At 70.4% G+C, this 19252-nt stretch carries 21 protein-coding genes; 6 read left to right on the top strand and 15 right to left on the bottom strand.

The annotated features are described in order from the left end of the window. Positions 1 to 6 precede the first annotated feature (6 nt). From DN771_RS01870 to DN771_RS01860, 3 genes are read right to left on the bottom strand one after another with little or no spacing between them, the layout of a single operon-like run. Positions 7 to 789 (bottom strand): metallophosphoesterase family protein, encoded by a 783-nt coding sequence (locus DN771_RS01870; RefSeq protein WP_116995608.1) that lies wholly within the window; start codon positions 787 to 789, stop codon positions 7 to 9. Further along, positions 786 to 1067 carry a hypothetical protein gene (locus tag DN771_RS01865; RefSeq protein WP_162941432.1) on the bottom strand — a complete coding sequence of 94 codons (282 nt, stop codon included), beginning with the start codon at positions 1065 to 1067 and terminating at the stop codon, positions 786 to 788. Before DN771_RS01865 ends, DN771_RS01870 begins: the two co-directional genes overlap by 4 nt. Continuing rightward, positions 1064 to 1648 (bottom strand): nucleotidyltransferase, encoded by a 585-nt coding sequence (locus tag DN771_RS01860; protein WP_116995606.1) that lies wholly within the window; start codon positions 1646 to 1648, stop codon positions 1064 to 1066. The genes DN771_RS01865 and DN771_RS01860 overlap by 4 nt, the downstream gene beginning before the upstream one ends. A gap of 153 nt (positions 1649 to 1801) precedes the next feature. Between DN771_RS01860 and DN771_RS01855 the strand changes: the two genes are divergently transcribed. Further along, the gene (locus tag DN771_RS01855) at positions 1802 to 2728 is read left to right on the top strand and encodes an exodeoxyribonuclease III (RefSeq protein ID WP_116995605.1); all 927 of its coding nucleotides are present in this window, start codon (positions 1802 to 1804) and stop codon (positions 2726 to 2728) included. Here the strand turns inward: DN771_RS01855 and DN771_RS01850 are convergent. From DN771_RS01850 to DN771_RS01825, 6 genes are all read right to left on the bottom strand, one after another. Continuing rightward, positions 2648 to 2995 carry a hypothetical protein gene (locus DN771_RS01850; protein WP_116995604.1) on the bottom strand — a complete coding sequence of 116 codons (348 nt, stop codon included), beginning with the start codon at positions 2993 to 2995 and terminating at the stop codon, positions 2648 to 2650. The genes DN771_RS01855 and DN771_RS01850 overlap by 81 nt on opposite strands. Before the next feature lie 46 nt (positions 2996 to 3041). Then, entirely contained in the window at positions 3042 to 4712 is a 1671-nt protein-coding gene (locus DN771_RS01845) for an alpha-amylase family protein (protein ID WP_116995772.1), read from the bottom strand. Continuing rightward, the gene (locus DN771_RS01840) at positions 4709 to 5668 is read right to left on the bottom strand and encodes a TIGR03885 family FMN-dependent LLM class oxidoreductase (RefSeq protein WP_116995603.1); all 960 of its coding nucleotides are present in this window, start codon (positions 5666 to 5668) and stop codon (positions 4709 to 4711) included. Before DN771_RS01840 ends, DN771_RS01845 begins: the two co-directional genes overlap by 4 nt. Then, on the bottom strand, positions 5668 to 6333 hold the full coding sequence (locus tag DN771_RS01835; RefSeq protein ID WP_116995771.1) for a UdgX family uracil-DNA binding protein: 666 nt from the start codon (positions 6331 to 6333) through the stop codon (positions 5668 to 5670). The genes DN771_RS01840 and DN771_RS01835 overlap by 1 nt, the downstream gene beginning before the upstream one ends. Before the next feature lie 65 nt (positions 6334 to 6398). Beyond that, positions 6399 to 6695, bottom strand: a complete 297-nt coding sequence (locus DN771_RS01830) for a hypothetical protein (protein WP_116995602.1) — start codon at positions 6693 to 6695, stop codon at positions 6399 to 6401. Positions 6696 to 6789: 94 nt separating this feature from the next. Further along, complete coding sequence (locus tag DN771_RS01825) at positions 6790 to 7584, bottom strand: YbaY family lipoprotein (protein WP_162941431.1); 795 nt, start codon at positions 7582 to 7584, stop codon at positions 6790 to 6792. Positions 7585 to 7665: 81 nt separating this feature from the next. Here DN771_RS01825 and DN771_RS01820 point away from each other — a divergent pair, with 81 nt between their 5' ends. Both DN771_RS01820 and DN771_RS01815 read left to right on the top strand, forming a co-directional pair. Next, positions 7666 to 8475: an enoyl-CoA hydratase/isomerase family protein gene (locus DN771_RS01820; protein WP_116995600.1), complete on the top strand. Its 810-nt coding sequence runs from the start codon at positions 7666 to 7668 to the stop codon at positions 8473 to 8475. A gap of 50 nt (positions 8476 to 8525) precedes the next feature. Then, entirely contained in the window at positions 8526 to 9314 is a 789-nt protein-coding gene (locus tag DN771_RS01815; RefSeq protein ID WP_116995599.1) for a tyrosine-protein phosphatase, read from the top strand. Between the two features lie 348 nt (positions 9315 to 9662). On the opposite strand, the gene DN771_RS01810 is transcribed toward DN771_RS01815, so the two are convergent. From DN771_RS01810 to DN771_RS01785, 6 genes are all read right to left on the bottom strand, one after another. Next, positions 9663 to 10295 carry a TetR/AcrR family transcriptional regulator gene (locus DN771_RS01810; protein WP_116995598.1) on the bottom strand — a complete coding sequence of 211 codons (633 nt, stop codon included), beginning with the start codon at positions 10293 to 10295 and terminating at the stop codon, positions 9663 to 9665. A gap of 77 nt (positions 10296 to 10372) precedes the next feature. Next, the gene (locus DN771_RS01805) at positions 10373 to 11158 is read right to left on the bottom strand and encodes an SDR family NAD(P)-dependent oxidoreductase (RefSeq protein WP_116995597.1); all 786 of its coding nucleotides are present in this window, start codon (positions 11156 to 11158) and stop codon (positions 10373 to 10375) included. Then, a complete protein-coding gene (locus tag DN771_RS01800) occupies positions 11158 to 12456 on the bottom strand; it encodes an acyl-CoA dehydrogenase family protein (RefSeq protein ID WP_116995596.1) in 1299 nt (432 codons plus the stop codon). Before DN771_RS01800 ends, DN771_RS01805 begins: the two co-directional genes overlap by 1 nt. Positions 12457 to 12480: 24 nt before the next feature. Next, positions 12481 to 13482 carry a phosphotransferase family protein gene (locus DN771_RS01795; protein WP_116995595.1) on the bottom strand — a complete coding sequence of 334 codons (1002 nt, stop codon included), beginning with the start codon at positions 13480 to 13482 and terminating at the stop codon, positions 12481 to 12483. Positions 13483 to 13612: 130 nt separating this feature from the next. Then, on the bottom strand, positions 13613 to 14200 hold the full coding sequence (locus DN771_RS01790; protein ID WP_162941430.1) for a MarR family transcriptional regulator: 588 nt from the start codon (positions 14198 to 14200) through the stop codon (positions 13613 to 13615). A gap of 26 nt (positions 14201 to 14226) precedes the next feature. After that, positions 14227 to 15477 carry an ABC transporter substrate-binding protein gene (locus DN771_RS01785; protein WP_162941429.1) on the bottom strand — a complete coding sequence of 417 codons (1251 nt, stop codon included), beginning with the start codon at positions 15475 to 15477 and terminating at the stop codon, positions 14227 to 14229. 203 nt (positions 15478 to 15680) lie between these two features. Between DN771_RS01785 and DN771_RS01780 the strand changes: the two genes are divergently transcribed. From DN771_RS01780 to DN771_RS01770, 3 genes are read left to right on the top strand one after another with little or no spacing between them, the layout of a single operon-like run. After that, the gene (locus DN771_RS01780; protein WP_162941428.1) at positions 15681 to 17783 is read left to right on the top strand and encodes an ABC transporter permease; all 2103 of its coding nucleotides are present in this window, start codon (positions 15681 to 15683) and stop codon (positions 17781 to 17783) included. Further along, positions 17780 to 18484, top strand: coding sequence for an ABC transporter ATP-binding protein (locus DN771_RS01775; protein ID WP_116995591.1), 705 nt, complete (start codon positions 17780 to 17782; stop codon positions 18482 to 18484). Before DN771_RS01780 ends, DN771_RS01775 begins: the two co-directional genes overlap by 4 nt. Then, complete coding sequence (locus DN771_RS01770; RefSeq protein ID WP_205528362.1) at positions 18481 to 19233, top strand: ABC transporter ATP-binding protein; 753 nt, start codon at positions 18481 to 18483, stop codon at positions 19231 to 19233. Before DN771_RS01775 ends, DN771_RS01770 begins: the two co-directional genes overlap by 4 nt. Positions 19234 to 19252: the final 19 nt, after the last annotated feature.

Raw genomic sequence — 19252 nt, 5'->3', positions numbered from 1 at the left:
CGTGAACTACCCCACGTGGCGAACGGCAGACGCGTCATGCTCGTCAGCCGGCGCGACCGGCATCGGCACGGCCAGTTCGTACACGCGATAGGCGGCGCGGATCACCGGCATCGCGACGTTGCGGACCGGCACTCCTCCCGGCGTGCGGCCGCGTTCGGTGCCCATGTGCGCGTGTCCGTGGATGGCGAGATCGGCGCCGCCGACGTCGACCGCCTCGGCAAGGTGCTGGCTGCCGAGGAAGGGGAAGAGCTCGAGTCGCTCGCCGGCCAATGTGTCCGGACTGGGTGAGTAGTGAGTCAGCGCCACCCGCCGGTCGCAGCCCGCCTCGGCGAGACGTGCAAGGGCGTCGGAGAGGCGGCGGGCGACGTGCTCCGAGTGGTGGACGAACGCCTTGATCTCGGCCTCGCCGAATGCCGTGGCAGACGCGCCGGCGAAGCCGCCGCCGAAGCCCTTGATCCCTGCGATCCCGAGCCGATACCCGCCCACCGTCAGCACGACCTCGTCGCCGTCGAGCACGATGATCCCGTGGTCGGCGAGGCGGCGCGCGACGTCGTCGGGCCGGCCGGCGTGGTGATCGTGGTTGCCGAGGACAGCGACGATCGGCACGGCGACCTCGGTGAACTCGTCGAGGAACCGTCCGGCCTCCTCCGGCGTTCCGCACTTGGTGAGGTCGCCGGCGACGAGCAAGACGTCGGCATCGTCGTTCACCTGGGCAAGCTTCGCCCGTAGCCCCTCGGGCGGGCCGTCGGTGCCGACATGGACGTCGCCGACGGCAGCGATGCGGATCACAACGTCTCCGTTGCTCCGGGCTCGGGTCGCGCCACGGGGGTGAGGACCGTGTCGTCCACGACGACGCAGTCGATCTCGAGTTCGGCGAGCATCTCGGCGGCCACCTCGACGACATGGGACTTGCGCTCGGCCGTACTGACCGCGCCGCCGATCACGATCTCCTCGTAGCCGTCACGAGCGAGGCAGCGCACCTCGAGGCCGAGCTCGCCGACCCGGCCGTCGGTGGCCAGGGCGTCGCGGATGTGGGTCAGCACGTGATCGGAACAGGGCCGGCTCACCGGGCGCCCCCGTCGTCGCCTGCGACCCCTCCCTGGACGATGTCGAGCTCGTCGAGCAGGGCGAAGAAGGCGCGCGCGAACGGGCTCGACCGCGTCCGTTTGCGAACGGCGAGCCAGTTCACCTGCTCGCGAAGCGCTCGTGAGATCTCCAGCACCGGACCGAGGTCGAGCACGTGCTCGGACAGCGCGAGCAGCTTGCTCGTGAGCAGGTCGTCGACCGGGAGGACTCGCATCTCCACGGCGCTGACCTGCATCACGTCGCAGGCGCACAGCAACGTGTCGTCCACCTCGACTCCCGACGGCCGGAAGATCACGTCCACGAGAACGCCGTCGTCGAAGGCCTTCACCAGCCACCCCTCGGGCGGGATCTCCGTCGTCATGCCCACCGCCGTCAACGCTCGGAGTGCAGCGTCTGCGTCCTGCTCGCGGACGAAGACGTCGATGTCCTTCTCGGTGGGCGGACCGCCCCGTGCCCACGCCGCCATCCCTCCGGCGAGGGCAAAGGGCACACCGGCGTCGCGCAGTGCAGCCGCCGTGCGCTTCAGCGTCGTGAGCAACCGCTCGTCCTGGACTGCGGGCATGACGTTGGGTACCCGGCGGCACCGAGCCGCAGCCCTCGCCCTCCGACGACGTCGCTGAGTGGGCGCGGGACCCCGCGTCTGCGGGGCGCCCGCCCGGGGGTATCGACACCGGGTGAACGACGCCGTCAGGAACCCGTCGGGACGGCGGCGCTGATGCCGACCAACTCGGAGCGCGAGGCCCGCCGCCGGCGGCGTGAAGCGGCCTTGGCGCTGCGTCCGTCGATGTCTCCGACCGGTCCGGCTGATGGGCACTTCCGCGTCGCCACATGGAACGTCAACTCGCTGAACGTCAGAGCCGCGGCGTTGCGCCGATTCCTCGAGCGGACGGGCGCCGACGTCGTGCTCCTGCAGGAGACGAAGTCCGCCACGATCTCTCCGTCGGCCACGAAGGTTCTCGAAGCGCTCGGCTACCACGTCGTTCACGCCGGCACCGGGGCCTACAACGGGGTGGCGATCGCATCGACGCGCGAGCTCACCTCGGTCGTCGCGTCGTCCGACTTCGGTGACGAGCACCTCGATCGGGAACCGCGTCTCATCTCCGCCGTCACCCAGGCACCATCGCCGACGCGTCTCGTCAGCGTCTACGTGCCCCACGGTCGAGAGATCGGCCATTGGCACTACGAGTACAAGCTGGCGTTCCTCGAAGCGCTCGAGGACCAGGTGGCGCGCTGGCTGGACGAAGGCTCCTTGATCGTGGGTGGAGATTTCAACGTCGCGCCGACCAACAGCGATGTGTTCCATCCAGCACCGTTCGCCGGTCACACGCACGTGTCGAGCGCAGAGCGAGAGGCTCTGGACCGGCTGGTGTCAGCTGGGCTGGTCGATCTCGATGCCCGCCGGTGGGGTGCCCACGAGCGTCGCTTCACGTTCTGGCGGCACGGGTTCCACTACGAACGCAACCTGGGCATGAGGATCGATCTGCTGCTCGCCGACCGCGGGCTGGCAGCCCGCCTGGCGACCACGTGGATCGATCACACCGAACGCGGTGGCGAACGCCCGTCAGATCACGCCGCCCTGCTCGCCGACTTCGTCGCCGACCCATCGACGGCGGAAGTAGTGCGCGACCACCAGGACGAGTAGCAGGCCGACGTCTTCCACGCCGCCGGGATCCACCTCCGGAGCGCGGATCACCTCGTCGCGTCGGCAACGGATGTGAACGATTCGGTCGGCGACGTCGATGTCGTCGATCCGACTGCCGGGGACGGCTCGAAACCGCTCCCCGCCCACATCGACGACGAGGATGCCCGAGACGGCACCGTCGGCCGTCGGACTGCTCCCCACCACGTCGGCGAGCCGGCCCGCCGGCCCGTCGACGGCTTCGACGTGGTAGTCCAGGACGGCCGGCACGAACCGGGCGTACCCGCATCGCTGCCCGACCAAGCACGACGCTCGGTCACGGGGCGGTGTCGCCGGCCGACTCGCCGAGCCTCAGCCAGCGGTACCCGTACGCCCCGACGGTGAGCTCCAGGTCGTCACCGACGCGGCGGATCTCGTCGCTCCCGCTCCCGAAGACGTCCCGGATCGACTCCTCCCAGCGGCACTGGCCCCGTGCGATGCGCACGGAGAAGGCCTCCTGGCAGAAGTTGTGCACCGCCAAGGTGGCGTGATCATGCCAGCGACAGAGATGGGCGAGGATTCCCGGGTGATCGGTGCGCAGAACCTCGGGCTCGCCCCAGCCGAGCTCGGGGAGGGCCCGCCGGAGCCGGATCGCCTTCGACATCCACGACAGCATCGAGTCGTCATCGCCTTGTTGGTCGGCGACGTTGACGGCGAGTGGCCCGAACGGGCCGACGACCACGGGGCGGGTGAGCCGTGACGGCGCCGCCGTCGAGAAGCCGGCATTTCGATCGTCGCTCCACTGCATCGGCGTGCGGACGCTGAGCCGGCCGGGAACCTCGAGGTTCTCGCCCATCCCGATCTCCTCGCCGTAGAACAGCACGGGCACTCCGGGCATCGTGAGGAGCAGGCTGTAGGCCATGCGGATCCGTCGGGGGTCGCCACCGAGCATCGGCGGGAGACGCCGGCGCAGGCCACGGCCGTAGATACGCATCTGCTCGTCCGGACCGAACGCCGCGAACACGTCCTCGCGCTCTCGGTCGCTGAGCTGGTCCAGGGTCACCTCGTCGTGGCTCCGGAGGAAGTTCGCCCACTGCGAGTCGTCGGGAGGGCGAGGCTGACGCCGCAACGCCGTGGCGAGGGGCCCGGCACGGCCGCGAGCGAGCGACAGGTAGGTCGCCTGCATCACCGGGAAGTTCAACAGGAGCTGCATCTCGTCGCCCTCCCGCCCGAAGTACTCGACCGCCGCCTTCGGTGGCAGGTTGACCTCACCGAGGAGCACGGCGTCACCACGGCGGCGGGAGAGGAAGCGCCGGAGGTCACGAAGGAGGCGGTGGGGATCGCTGGCCAGTTCCGGGGGCATCGAGTCCGGCTCGATGAGGAACGGCACGGCGTCGACGCGGAAGCCGTCGACGCCGAGCTGCAGCCAGAACCCCATGATCTTGGCGATCTCCTCGACCACCGCACGGTTGGCGAGATTGACCTCGGGCTGGTGACTGTAGAAGTGGTGCAGGTAGTACTGACCGGCCTGTTCGTCCCACGTCCACACGTCGTCCTCCTCGCCGGGGAAGACGGTCGGCTGCTTGGGCGCTCGCTTGCGATCACTCCACACGTAGTAGTCGCGGAACCGCGACGTCCGGCTTCGCCGCGCCGCCCGGAACCACGGGTGTTGGGTCGAAGTGTGGTTGACGACGAGGTCGATGATCACGCGCAGCCCGCACGCCTTGGCCACCCGCACCAGCACGGCGAAGTCGCCGAGCGATCCGAAGCGTGGATCGACGCCGTAGTGATCGGTGACGTCGTACCCGTCGTCGAGGTGGGGCGACGGGTGGAACGGCATCAGCCACAGGCACGTCACGCCGAGATCGACGAGGTACCCGAGGCGGTCGATCAACCCCGTCAGGTCCCCGTGGCCGTCGCCGTCGGTGTCGGCAAACGTCTCGACGTCGAGGCAGTAGACGACGGCGTTCTTCCACCACAGGTCGGTGAGCTCGGGCTCACTCGTCATCGGCACCGCGGGAGCACCTCGGCGCCGAACACGTCGATGAACCGCTCCTGGTCTGGGCCGACGTGGTGGAGGAAGATGGCCGCCGGCTCGAGCGACATCAGAGAACCGATCCACTCGACGTGCTGCGCCAGGTCGGGCGACACGTGGACGACCGAGCGGATCTCGTCGCGGTCGACGCCGGCGACCGCCTCGTCGAAGTCGTCGGGGAGGGCGAGATCCCATGCCGGTCCGGGCGGCACCAGCCCGTTGCGCCACTGGTGGTATGCCACCTCGACCGCCTCCTCCGTGGTGGGCGCCCAGGACAGGTGCGCCTGGATGAACACCGGGCGCTCGGGACCCGCCACGTCGCGGAACGCCTCGATCGTCCGCCGCAGCGCAGGGAGCGGCTGAGACACGGTGATCAATCCCGCAGCCCACGAGGCAACGCGTCGGGCGGTCTCAGGGCTCACGGCCGCGGCGAAGACCGGCGGCCGCGACTCGGGCAGGCTCCAGATGCTCGCCCGGTCGACGCGCACGAGGCCCCGGTGCGTCACCGTCTCACCGGCCAGCAGGCGGCCGATGACCTCCGCACACTCGTCGAGCCTCATGTCGCGCAGCTCCTTGCAGGGCCAGCGGTCGCCGGTGATGTGCTCGTTGAGGTTCTCCCCGCTCCCGAGCGCCACCCACAACCGCTCCGGGAACATCTCGGCGAGCGTGGCGATCGCCTGCGCCGTGACCGCCGGGTGGTAGCGCTGACCGGGCGCGGTGACCAGGCCGAAGGGGAGCAACGTGGCCTGCATCGCCGCGCCGAGCCACGCCCACGCGTGACCAGAATGACCCTGTCGTGCGCTCCACGGCGCGAAGTGGTCGCTACACATCGCCGCGTCGAAGCCGGCACTCTCGGCCGCCACCACGCAGCGGACGAGGTCGCTCGGCGCGTGCTGCTCGTGCGATGCGTGATAGCCGATGGTGGGCATCACGATGCCGCAGCGTTCGCGCGTGCTCCGCCGCCTTCACGGCGGGCGAGTTGCCACGAGCGGCGGAGGTCTTCGGTCAGCGCCGCCTCGATCGGTGGGGGGTCGTCGGCGCGGAGCACGGCCGACGGGTGATAGGTGGCGACGAGGTGGGCGTCTCCGAGCGTGAGCTCTTGCTCGCGGGCGGCGTCGATCGTCAGCGGGCGGCCGAGCAGCGAGCGCAGGGCGACGGTGCCGAGAGCGACGATCACGGGTGGCCGGAGGATCGCCAGCTCGGCCGACAGCCAGGGCAGGCAGGCGTCGATCTCGGCCGCGGACGGACGTTGATGGATCCGCCTCTTGCCCCGTTGCTCGAACTTGAAGTGCTTGACCGCGTTGGTCACGTAGATCGCCTCCCTCGGTATCGCCGCCTCCTCCACGCAACGCCACAGGACGCGGCCGGCCGGGCCGACGAAGCACCGGCCTTTGCGGTCCTCGACATCGCCCGGCTGTTCACCGACGAGCACCACGACCGCATTCCTTCGACCGTTCCCGAACACCGTCTGCGTCGCGTGTTCGAACAGCGCGCAGCCGCGGCACGCGGCGGCGGCCTCGCTGAGCGTGCGGAGCGACCGGGTCTCGGGCACGAACGGCTGGGCCGACGGGTGCTCCGCCGGGCTGGTGGCCATGGCGATCGGGTACCCGCCTCGGATGACCGCCAACCGGCTCGACGAGGTCTCCGGGTACGAGTGTCCTACGAGTTGTACGGCGCCTGCGAACTCAGTTCCCCGAGATTGCTGCCCTGCACCTCGGGTTCGGCGATCGAGTTCGTGACGTCGACGTTGCCCTCCGGCGTCTGGTTGGCTCCCGTCGGGCCGGGACTCTGCTGCTCGCTCGGAGTGCCGTCGTCATCGTCGCCGCACGCGGCGGCGGAGAGCCCGAACAGACACACCACCGCCGTGGCTCCGACGATGCGACGCGCCGGCCTGCGCGTCGCCGACGACGGTGACGCGCCGAGGTGTCGGGGCTGATGACGAGGTGGGGTGAGCATGGGCTCTCCCCTACCCCGTCATGCCGACGCCCAGACCGCGCCGACCACCGCGGAACACCCCCGGTCACCGGGCGGTCCGCGAGCTGTGAGCGGATCAGGAGCCGGCGCTGACCAGGACGACGTCGGTCGTCTGCACCGCTGGTTCGCTGGTCACCGGAAGGCTCTCGTCGGACACGAAGAGCAGCTGGTCGCCGACCGAGATCCGGATCGACAACGAGTAGGTGTGCCCGGCTTCGAACGCCGACGTCGACACGGCGATGGCGTAGGGGATCGGCACCTGGTGGGTCGGCACGATGGTCGTCTCGGCGAGCAGGACGGCCGGTGCGTCGGCCACCGACACGTCGTTCACCTGCACGATGACGACCGCGTCGGGGGGCAGCGCGATGCGCTCTCGATAGGTGACCGTGCCGTTGATGGTGACGATGGAGTCGGCTCCGGCTGGCGTGATCCGGTGGAGTTCGACGGCGCCATCGCCCGATCCGACGATGAGCACGTCATCGGCGATCGCGACCGGCTGGACGCCGCTCAGGACGTTGAGTAGCGCCTGCTCCGCCTGCATCGCCGGCTCCGGTCCGGCCATCAGCGTCGCCGCCACGGCACCGAACTCGACTGATCCGTCGCCCTCGGTGTAGGGGCCGTGGAACGAGTTGACGCCGCCGAACCCTTGCACCTCGCCGTCGTCGGTGAACTCGACGAACGCGCCCAGGGCCGACACGTCTTCGGATCCGATCATCACGACGTTCCAGGCTCCGACGACCCCGCCCGTGTGCGTGTCGTCAGCGGGAGCAGAGGGCGTGGAATCGTCCGGCGGCGCCGTTGCGCCTGCGGCGGACCCGAAGGCGATCCCGGCGACGGCGATCGCGGCGGCAAGGACGGTTCTGCCGGTCATCGGCGCAACGCTAGCCATCCCCTGGCTCGGGGTCAGCTGCCGGGTCCGGCGTCGCCGATCGCGCGGTCATAGGGTGCTCGGATGATCCGACTGCTCGCCGAGCGCGGCGTCGCCCGCATCGTCATCGACCATCCGCCGATCAACCTCATCACGGTCGACGTCTTCGTCGCCCTTCGTGACGCCGTCCGCGCCGCGGAGGCCGATCCCGCCGTCCGAGCGATCGTGCTGTCCTCCGCCAATCCGGAGTGGTTCGCCGCCCACTACGACGTCGAGGCGATCCTCGCTATGGAGCCGTTGCCGGAGGCGCCCGCCACACTCAGTGCGTTCGACCGGCTGTGCGAGCAGCTCCGCACGATGCCGAAAGTGACGATCGCCGAGCTCGACGGGCGCGTCGGCGGAGGCGGCTCGGAGATCGCCCTCGCCTGCGACATGCGTTTCGCCGGACCCGACGCCGTGTTCAACCAGCCGGAGGTGGCCATCGGGATCCTGCCGGGTGGCGGCGGCACGGCGCGGCTCCCCCGGCTGATCGGCTCGGCCCGGGCAATGGAGATGGTCCTCGGCTGCGTGGACGTTGACGCCGTCACAGCGGAACGGTGGGGTCTGGTGAACCGGCTCCTCCCGTCGGGCGAGTTGACCGGGTTCGTCACCGCCCTCGCCGAGCGCATCGCCGGATTCCCGGACGCCGCGGTCGCCGCAGCCAAGGCCTCGGTTCGCGACGCCGACATCCAAGTCGCCGAGCACGTCGCCCGCGAGACCCAGCGTTTCGGCGAACTCCTGCCCCGGCCCGAGTCCCGCCGGGCGATGCAGGCGTTCCTCGACCAGGGCGGCCAGACCCCCGATGGCGAGCGCCGGCTCGGCAACCTCGTCGGCGAGCTGTCACAACGGCTCTGAGGCGCTCTCCGGCGAGCGCCGGCGGGAATCATCCCTGTACGGTCACGGGCATGACCGAGCTGACCGATCAGGCGACCGCGTCCCGTTGGCTGGCCATGGAGGGCGCTCACAACGTGCGCGACCTCGGCGGCATCGGCCTCACCGGCGGCGGCGTCACTCGCCATGGCCGCCTCCTTCGGGCCGACGCACTCGACGCGCTCACCCCGATCGACGTCGAGTTGCTCGCCAGCACGTTCGGCCTGCGCCACGTGATCGACCTGCGCTCGTCCACAGAGCGGGCCGAACGCGGTCGCGGCCCGCTCGGCACGCTCACGGCGCTGTCGTACACCGAGGTCGAGGTGATCCCGGCCGAGGCCCTCTCCCACCGGCGGGACGCCCGCAGTGCGGCGTTCGAGCGCGGCGACGACACCGACGTGATCATGGGCGACGGGTACGTGGAGCTCCTCGAGCTCGGGGCGCCAGCGTTCCGGTCGGCGCTCACCGCGCTCGCCGACGTCGACGGCGTACCGGGCCTGTTCCACTGCTCGGCCGGCAAGGACCGCACGGGTGTCCTGGCTGCGCTGCTGCTCGATCTGGCCGGCGCCGACCGCGAAGAGATCATCGCCGACTACGCCCTCACCGAGGAGCGCGTCCCGGCCATCGTCCTGCGCCTCACCGGAGCCGCCAGCTTCGACGAGCTGGCCAAGCAGCTTCCGGTGTTCAGCTTCCAGGCCAAGGCGGGCACGATGCGCCACTTCCTCGGCCGCCTCGACGCCGAGTGGGGAGGCGCCGCCGGATACGCGTCGTCGATCGGCGTCGACGACGACCGCATCGCCGCCCTGCGCTCGCTGCTGATCTGACCACGACCGCGACCTGACGGGATGTGCCAGGGGTGAGTGGGTAGGGCATCTGGTTGTCGTGAGGCGGTGGGTGATGTGGATCATGTCGGTGACCTCCCCCGTCGGGTAGATGGTCGTCTCCTGTCACAAGAGCACGGGCCATACGCACGGCCGGTGGATGGTCACGATCCGCGTACTCCCGGGCACTCTCTCGCCGCGGGGACACCGACAGGTACGAACGGGAGGGTAAATACCCCACCGAAGCGTCCGGTATTTACCCTCCGGTTGGGACGGCGACCAGCGGACGGACCTCCGGCTCGCACGCCCTTTCCGCTCACCTCCCAGGCACTCTCACCGCGCGAGGCGAGGTCAGCGACGGCGGTGGCGGAGGAGGGAGCGGGTCTCGTCCGAGGGAGGCGCGGCGAGGATCGCCGTGACGTTGTCCACGAGCGAGCTGACGAACAGGCGATGATCGCCCTCGCGTTCGGCGCGGGCGCGTCGGGCCAGCTCCGTGATCGTGTGCAGGATCGCCATGAACCTCCGGTGGAGGCGGATCGCGTCGGCGTCGAGCATGGGCTCGATCAACATGCGCCACCGATGGAGCGACGTACCGGGCTCCCCGATCTGCGCCAGATCGAACAGCGGGTCCGGTCGTGTCAGCGCGTCGCCATAGATCTGGAGGTACTCCGGGCCGCCGTCGGGATCGGTGAGCTTGGCCGCCCATGGACGGACGAGGGCGCCGGCGAGACCGCGCAGTCCGTCGGCCCCGTCGGCCTCCCAGCGATCGAGCAGTTCGTCGCGTGCGATGTCGACGTCGGGCGCGTGCCGGCCGAGCACGGCCCGGATGAGGCCGTCCCGGTCGGAGAAGTGGTACTGGATCGCCCGCACGTTGCGGGCGCCCGACTCGCGTGTGATCTCCCGCAGGCTCACACCGTCGATCCCGTGTTCGGCGAGCAGCCGCTCCGCGGTGCGGAGCAGCCGCTCCCGAGTCGCGTCGCCCACGGCGACGCGCTTGCCCCGATCGCCTACGGCGACGCGCCTGCCCCGATCGCCTACGGCGACGCGCCTGCCCCGATCGCCTACGGCGACCACACCACCCCGCCGTCCACCTTGAGGACGGAACCGGTCGTGTAGCTCGACGCGTTGGTGGCCAGGTACAGCGCCGCACCGATGATCTCGTGGGGCTCGCCGCCCCGCTGCAGCGGGAACTCCTTGGCCCGCTCGTTGAACGCCGCGAGATCCCACGCCTTGGAGATGTCGGTGAGGAACGCGCCGGGCATGATGCCGTTGACCCGCACCGTGGGCCCGAACATGTGGGCGAGGGCGACGGTGAGGGCGTTGAGGCCGGCCTTGGCCATGGCGTAGGGCACCTCTCGGTCCGAGGGCTGCTTGGCGGCGATGCTGCTCACGTTGATGATGCGGCCGCCGCCGTTGGCCTGCATGTGCTCGGCGGCGAGCGCCGACAGCCGGAACGGTCCCTTGAGGTTGACGTCGAACACCTTGTCGTACAGGTCTTCGCTGATCGCTCCGAGCGATGGGTAGAGCGGCGACATGCCGGCGTTGTTCACCAGCACGTCGAGCCGGCCGAATCGCTCGAGCGTCGCCGCGACGAGCGCGTTGCAGTCGTCCCAGCGCCCGACGTGGCAGGCGATGGGGAGGGTCTCGACTCCAGCGGGAATCGACTCGTCGGCGGCGACCTCGGCGGCGAGCGCCTCACAGGAGTCGATCTTCCGGCTGGCGATCACCACGCTGGCGCCGTGCCGGGCGAACTCCAGGCACATCTCGCGGCCGAGACCGCGTGAGCCGCCGGTGACGACGGCGACCTGGCCCGTCAGGTCGTAGGCGGCGTCCGTGTACGCGCTCATCAGTACTGCGCCACCTCGTGCTCGAGCAGCTCGGCGAACTTCGCCTGGGCAGCCTCACGGCGCCGCAGTAGGTGGTACTCGGGGAAGAGGTCCTCCGACGGCGTGTACTGCTTGAGGATCTGGCGGGCGAGCGTCACCTTGTGCACCTCGGTCGGTCCGTCGGCGAGGGCGAGCATCTCGGCCGTCACCATCATCCGCGAGAACGGCATCTCGTTCGACAGGCCGATCGAGCCGTGGAGGTGCATCGCCCGTAGCACCACGTCGTGGGCCACCTTGGCCATCGCCACCTTGACCGCCGAGATGTCGCCACGAACCCGCCGGTAATCCTGGTACTTGTCGATCAGCCACGCCGTGCGCAGCACGAGGAGGCGGAACTGCTCGATCTCGATCCAGCTGTCGGCGACCTTCTCCTGCGTCATCTGCAGCGAGGCCAGTGGACCGGTGCGGGTCTGGCGGGATACGGCGCGCTGGCACATCATGTCGAAGGCCTGCTTGGTCATGGCGATCGTCCGCATGGCGTGGTGGATGCGCCCGCCACCGAGACGGGTCTGGGCGATGACGAATGCCTGCCCCTCCCCGCCGAGGACGTGATCGGCCGGCACGCGCACGTCGTTGTAGCGCACGTAGCCGTGCGAGCCCTCCTCCTCGGGCTCGGTGCCGAGCCCGACGTTGCGCACGATCTCCACACCCGGCGTCTCGGCGGGGACGATGAACATCGACATGCCCTGGTAGGCGCTGACGTCAGGGTTCGTCACCGCCATCACGATGTAGAAGCTGGCGAAGCGGGCGTTGGACGAGAACCACTTCTCACCGTTGATCACCCACTGGTCGCCATCGCGTTCGGCGCGGGTGACGAACAACGTCGGGTCGGCGCCGGCGTGCGGCTCGGTCATCGAGTAGCACGAGGAGATCTCACCGTCGAGCAGCGGCTGGAGGTACCGGGCCTTCTGCTCGTCCGTGCCGTAGTGGGCGAGGATCTCGGCGTTGCCCGAGTCCGGCGCCTGGCAGCCGAACACCGACGGCGCCCAGCTGGCGCGGCCGAGGATCTCGTTGAGGAGCGCGAGCTTCACCTGGCCATAGCCGGGTCCGCCCAGCTCGGGCCCGAGGTGGCAGGCCCACAGGCCGTGCTCGCGGACCTGCTCCTGCAGCGGCCGGACGATCGCCATCGCCCGCTTGTCGCTCTTGTCGTAGGGATCGCCGAGCACGTGACTCAGCGGCTCGACCTCCTCACGCACGAAGCGGTCGGCCCAGTCGAGCTGGGCCTGGTACTCAAGGTCGGTTTCGAAGTCCCATGCCATGCGGGCGACATTAATGCAGATGTATCAATCACCGACGAGCCGGAGGGCTTGCTCGAACAACCCGACCGTGTGCTCGTGGAGACGGTCGCCGATCTCGCGCGGCGCGAGACCGGCGTCGGCCCGGGCGTTGCTGCCTTCGAGGATGATGCCGAGGCGGTAGCAGGCGAGCACGCGGAACCAGGGCAGATCGGCGAGGTCCCACCCGGTCAGCTCCCCATAGCGGGCGATGACCTCGTCGGTCGAGGGCAGGTAGCTCGAGCCGACCGGGGTCACGTTGACCGCGCTCGCGCCCGGCCACGTCGCCAGGAGATGCCCGAGATCGAGCAGCGGATGGCCGATCGTCGCCAGCTCCCAGTCGACCACCGCCGACACCACACCGGCGACCGGATCGATGAGGACGTTGGCGAAGTGGAAGTCGCCGTGGATGATCCCGATGCGCATCTCGGTCGGACGGTGCGCCTCGAGCCACGCGGCCACCTGATCGACGCCGGGGATGTCGGGCCCGCCGTAGCCCTCGAACTGGGCATACGAGTCGAGCTGCTTGCGCCAGCGCGGCACCTGCCGTTCGAGCCACCCTTCCGACCGTCCGAGATCGGCGAGCCCGGCCGCGACCGGGTCGACCGTGCCGAGGGCGGCGATCGCCGCCGGCATGGACAGGCCCATCGACCGCTGCAGCTCGGCCGACGAGGCGAGGGGTTCGGGCATCTCGACGGTGACGTTGACGCCCTCGATCGGCTCCATCAGGTAGAAGGCCGAGCCGAGCACGTCGAGCCCCGGCTCAGCAGCGATCAGCCCGGGGTGGGGAACCTCGCTGCCGGCCAGGGCGGCGAGCACTCGGGCCTCGCGCCGCATCGTCTCGTCGCTGTTGTCGCGCTTGTGGATCGGCGGGTGGCGCAACACGTAGCTGCGACCGTCGCGCGTGAACCGCACGAGCACGTTCTGCGTCCCTCCGGCGAGCAGTTCGATGTGAGTGAGCGGACCGGACCCGAGTCCCCGCTCGTCCATCCAGGCGGCGAGGCGGTCCATATCGACAGGAACGTCGACAGGAACGTCGACAGGAACGTCGACAGGAGCGGCGGGGGCGACTTCGGAGGCGTCAGGCACCCGACGATCGTAGGAACTCGGGCTCGTTCGGGTCTGATCGGGATACCCCGGTTCAGTCGCCGTCGGCAGCGTCTCGTTGCCGGTCGAGCGTCAGCAGCAGGTCGTGATGGAGCTCCATCCAGACGTCGTGGTAGCTCCCGGTCAACGGTGCGGTGAACGCCGACGTGTCGCCCGCTCGGAGGCGGTCGAGCGCGGCAACGAACCGCTGCTCGTAGCTGGCGAACCGAGGCGCCGGCTCGGCAGCAGCGGCCACGACACGCAGCGCCGATGCGTGGATGACGGCGAGCTCGCCGATGCACGCCGGGGGCTGCCCATCGGTCTGCCAGCGCGTGCACAGCACCTTGAACGGCTCGTTGAGGGCGACGAACCCCTCGTACGCAGCGCCGAGCGCCGCGGCGTCGAGCGCCGCCAGCTCCTCGGCGAGCAGGGCGGCGTGCACCTCGCGACCGTCGGCGGTGAGCCGCCATCCGCTCACCATCCCGTCGCGGCGGGTCGCCTGCCCAGCGGCGACGGCAGCCTCCAGCCGCGTCTCGACCACAGCGAGGTCGAGACCCGTCGCCTCGGCGACCGCACCGGCGCCGGCGAATCCCTTCACCCGGAGCGCGTGGAGAACCGGCAACCCGGCGGTCACGGCATCCATCGATCCGTCGTCGAGCCGTTGCGGTGTCACTGGTCAGCCGTGGTGCCCGGAGTAGCAGATCCCGCCGGTGCCGAGGCGACGGCCGGAGCAGCGGTCGGGTCGATGACCTCGCCGTTGTTGGCATCGACGACCACGTCGCCGACGATCTGGAAGATGCGCCCCTCTCCGGTGCACACGGCCGGGATGACCGGTCCCGGGCACGACACGGTGCGGGCACCGAGCGGCACCGGACCGGTGAACGCCGACACCGCAGCGTTGACGGACTCCTGGTCCAGCGCGTCACCGAGGCCGCCGAGCACGTCGGCGAGAGCGAGGATCGTGCCCCAGCCGTACGAGGCGAACGACTGCGTCGGCGCACCCTCGCCGTGGGTCGCGAACTGCTCGAGGTACTCGTCCACCTCCGGGTCGACACCGCTGCCGAGCCGGGCGTTCGAGCCGCCGTCGGCGAAGTACCAGCCGTCGACCTGATCGCCGGCGGACTCGATCACCGAGTCGTCCGCGCAGGGGGCGGTGCCGACCACGGTGCTGTCGAGCCCGAGCTGGCTGATCGCGCCGGCCGCCGCGATGCAGCCGCGCTGGTCGACCATGAGCATGAAGACGTCGGCGCCTTCGGCGCCAGCAGCGGTGATGGGAACCGTGAAGTCGGCAGCGCCGACCGGCACAGGGACGGACGTGACCGTGAGACCGGCCGCTTCGGCCGCATCGACGATCTGCTGGGCAGCACCGGCGGCGGCAGGGTTGTCGTCGTACACGACCGCGACACTCGCGACGTCGGGCAGCTGCGTGACGTACGCCGCGGCGGCGCCGATCTGTCCCAGAACGCCCGAGTTCCAGAAGACCACGCCGGGAGCGGCGAAGTCGGCGGCGGTCAGCGGGACGGCGCCGACGACCGTCCAGCCTTGACCCGACGTCGCCTGGAAGAACGGCCCGCTGAAGAGGTTGATGCCGGCGGCGATCGCCGTGAGCGACATGTCGTTGCCGAGCTGCTGTCCGCACGCCGCCGACGACGCCTCGTCGCCGGCCATCACGCAGGAGACGAGCTCGATCGGCCGACTGTTGATGCCGCCGTTGGCGTTCACGTAGGCGACGGCGGCTTCGGCGCCGGCGGTCATCCCCGGAAACGAGTAGCCGCCTTCGTCGGTGTTCGCCCATCCGATGCGGATCGGGTCGCCGGACGGCGCCGACCCGGCAGCGGCCGGCATCGCCGCCAGGGCGACCGTCGCCGCGGCCAGCGCAGCTGCTGCGGTCAGACGGACGCCTGCAGTGAGTCTCTTCACGGTGGTGGTACCCCTTGTCCACACGAGGCGCGCCGCGGCGGCCTTGGCTGATGTCGGTCACGTCGACGGCCCCCTGCCGTCGCCTCGCCAGTATCGGACACTTGACGAATTGCGTCAAGTGTTTCATCATGGCGACGTCGTCGGCGTGGCGTTCCCAGCCCTCGCCGTCACTGCGTCTACGCAACGTCCTGGGGGATCATCGGTTGCTTTCGGATCTGTGGCTCTTCGCCGTGCTCGGCTTCGGCACCGGTGCGCTGATCGCGGCCCTCGGCATGGGCGTCGCGCTGACCTACCGCGGGTCGGGTGTGGTCAACCTGGCCAGCGGGGCCGTGGCCATGTACACCGCTTACACGTACTGGGGCCTGCGGACCGGAGGGCGCTGGGCGATTCCACCCCTGCCCAACCCGCTGACGCTCGTGGAAGGGATCTCGGGCTGGTTCGGAGCGTCGCTCGCCCTTCCTGACTGGCCGACGTGGGTCACGATCGGTGACGGGTGGGCGACCACACCGGCCTTCGTCGGCGCGATCGCCACCGCAGCCGTCCTCGGCGTGGCCCTCCATGCGCTGGTGTTCCGGCCGCTTCGTGCCGCCTCCGCCCTGGCCAAGGTCGTGGCGACGGTCGGGGTCTTCCTCGTGCTCCAGGCCGTCGTGGTCCGCCGCTTCGGGAGCACAGCCCTCAGCGTCGAGCCGATGCTGCCCAGCTCGTCGGTCAGCGTGGCGGGCCGGCCGGTCACCGTCGATCGCATCTGGCTGGCCGGCCTCGCGGTCACCATGGCCGCGTGTTTGTGGGCCATGTTCCGCTTCACCCGCTTCGGACGGAGGATCCGAGCGGCGGCCGAGGACGAGAAGGCGGCAACCCTGCTCGGCATCTCGCCGCAACGACAGGCCGTCGCCACCTGGGTGACCGCGTCGGTCGTGATGGGAGCGGTCGCCGTTTTCGCCGCGCCGACCACCCAGCTCGACCCCAACACCCTTCCGTTCCTCGTCGTCCCCGCGGTCGGTGCCGCACTGCTCGGACGGTTCGTGTCGTTCCCGGTGACCGCCGCCACCGGAATCGCGATCGGGTCGATGCTGTCGATGATCACGTTCCTGCAGACCAAGGCGTGGTGGCCGCAAGCTGCCGGCCGACCCATCCCAGGAGTCGGTTCGCTCGTCACCTTCGTCGTCATCATCGGCGCGGTCACTCTGCGCGGCGGCAGTCTGCCGCGGCGCGGTCAGATCACCGAGTCGAGCCTGCCCGCGTGCCCGTCGCTCCGCCGGCCCGGTGCCACCATCGTGGGGCTCGGCTCGGTGGCTGCCGTGCTCACGGTGCTGGTGTCGTACGGCTGGCGCGAAGCCATCCTCAACTCGCTCATCACCGGGATGCTGTGTCTGTCTCTGGTCGTGCTCACCGGGATGGCGGGACAGCTCTCCCTGGCCCAGGTGGCGACCGCTGGTCTCGCCGGCTACTCCCTGAGCAAGCTTGGGACAGCGTGGGGATTGGGCTTCCCCATGGCCCCGCTGGTCGCCATCGCCGTCGCCACCCTCGCCGGCGTCGCGGCGGGGCTGCCGGCGCTTCGCGTGCGCGGGGTCAACCTCGCCGTGGTCTCCCTCGGGGCAGCGGTGGCGCTCCAGGAGTTCGTCTTCCGCAACCCGACGTTCGGCGACGGCTACGGAAGCGCGCCCGTCGACTCGCCGGCCCTGTTCGGCGTGGGGTTCGGACCGACCGACCGGTTCTGGCTCGGCGACGACGCAGTGCCGTCGCCGCGCTTCGTGTTGGTGGTGCTGGTCGTGTTCGCCGCGTCGGCCTACGGCGTCGCCCGGCTCCGATCGAGCGAACTGGGACGCGACATGCTCGCCGTCCGTGCCAACGAACGGGCGGCGGCCGCGGTGGGGGTCGACGTACGCGCGACCAAGCTCATCGCGCTCGCTGTCGCCTCGCTCATCGCGTCGACGAGCGGCACCCTCAGCGGGTACAAGCTCGGCCAGGTGACGCCCGCGACGTTCGGCGTCTTCGCCGGCCTGATGATCGTGGCGGTCGCCTACCTCGGCGGCATCACGTCGATCGGCGGCGCCGTTGTCGGTGGCGCGATGGCGTCGGGCGGCGTGGTGTTCTACGTGCTGCAGCACTACGCCGGCGTCGCCAAGGAGTTCGAGCTGATCGTCGGAGGCGTGGGCCTCCTGGCGACGGTCGTGCTCAACCCTGACGGCGTCGCCGGACGGCTGCGGCGCGCGCACGTGCTGGCCGATCGCCTGCGGGGGCCACATCGATCGCCGGCCGATCCGGCGACCATCGCCACCGTGATGACGGGAGGGGTACGACGATGACCGGGTTTCTCGTCGTCTCCGGCCTCAGCGTGCGATTCGGCGGCGTTCACGCGCTCGCCGGCGTCGACCTCGAGGTCGCCGAGGGAGCACTCGTCGGATTGATCGGCCCGAACGGGGCCGGCAAGAGCACCTTCATCGATGCCGTCACCGGGTTCCTCCGTCCGAGTGCTGGCCGGGTGCTGCTCGGTGCGCATCGCCTCGACGGCCTGGCACCGCATCGCCGGGTCACTGCCGGCCTCGGGCGCACGTGGCAGAGCGTCGAGCTCTTCGAGGACCTCACGGTGGTCGAGAACCTGCAGGTCGCCGCCCGCCACGGTGCTGGAGCCGACCTTCCAGCCGTGCTCCATCTGCTCGGTCTCGACGACGTCGCCCACCGGCGCGGCAAGGACCTCTCACACGGTCAACGCAAGCTCGTCGGGGTCGCTCGCGCCCTCGCCGGGCGGCCACGGCTGTTGCTGCTCGACGAGCCGGCTGCCGGTCTCGATACGGCGGAGAGCGCCGAACTGGGCCGGACGCTGCGACGCGTCTGCGACGGCGGTACGGCGATCCTGCTGATCGATCACGATATGGATCTCGTGCTGGGTACCTGCGACCACGTGTACGTCCTCGACCTTGGTCGCGTGCTCGTCGACGGCCCCCCGGCCGACGTGCGCGCCGACCCGCGGGTTGTCGCGGCGTATCTCGGTGCGGCCGCGACATGACGACACCGAGCGCCAGCGACATGACGACACCGAGCGCCAGCGACAGGACCGGCCTGCGTGTCGACGGCCTGGTCGCCGGCTACGACGGCCTGGCCGTGGTGCGCGACGTCACGATCGACGTGGCCCGCGGTGAGATCGTGGCGATCCTCGGCCCCAACGGGGCCGGCAAGACGACGCTGCTCACCACGATCGCCGGGCTGCTCTCACCGATCGCCGGGCGCGTCATGATCGACGGCGCCGACCTCAGCGGCCTCGCTCCTCATCGGGTCTCCCGGCGGGGGATCACGCTCGTTCCCGACGACCGCGGCGTGCTGTTCGACCTCTCCGTGGGCGAGAACCTCACGCTCGACGCCGGCACCGCCGTTCGTGATCGAGCCGTCGAACTGTTCCCCGAGCTCGACCCGCTGCTCGATCGACGAGCGGGTCTGCTGTCGGGCGGCGAGCAGCAGATGCTCGCCATCGGGCGAGCGGTGGCGCGCCGGCCGGCGATGCTCCTCATCGACGAGATGAGCCACGGGTTGGCCCCGATCGTGGTCGAACGGATTCTCCCCGTGCTCCGCGCGGCGGCCGACGCCGGCTCGTGCGGGATCCTCGTCGTCGAGCAGCACGTCGGCCACGCCCTCGCCCTCGCCGATCGGGCGGTGGTGTTGAGCCATGGGCGCACGGTGCTCGAGGGGAGCTGCGCCGCCTTCCGGGCCGACACCGACGCCATCACGCGCGCCTACCTCGGCGGCGCACCCGGTCGGTGAGGCGCCCGACCGAGTCCGG

Source organism: Desertimonas flava, from assembly GCF_003426815.1.
In the GTDB taxonomy this organism is placed as follows: Bacteria; Actinomycetota; Acidimicrobiia; order Acidimicrobiales; family Ilumatobacteraceae; genus Desertimonas; species Desertimonas flava.
This window is presented reverse-complemented; position numbering and strand designations above follow the sequence as displayed.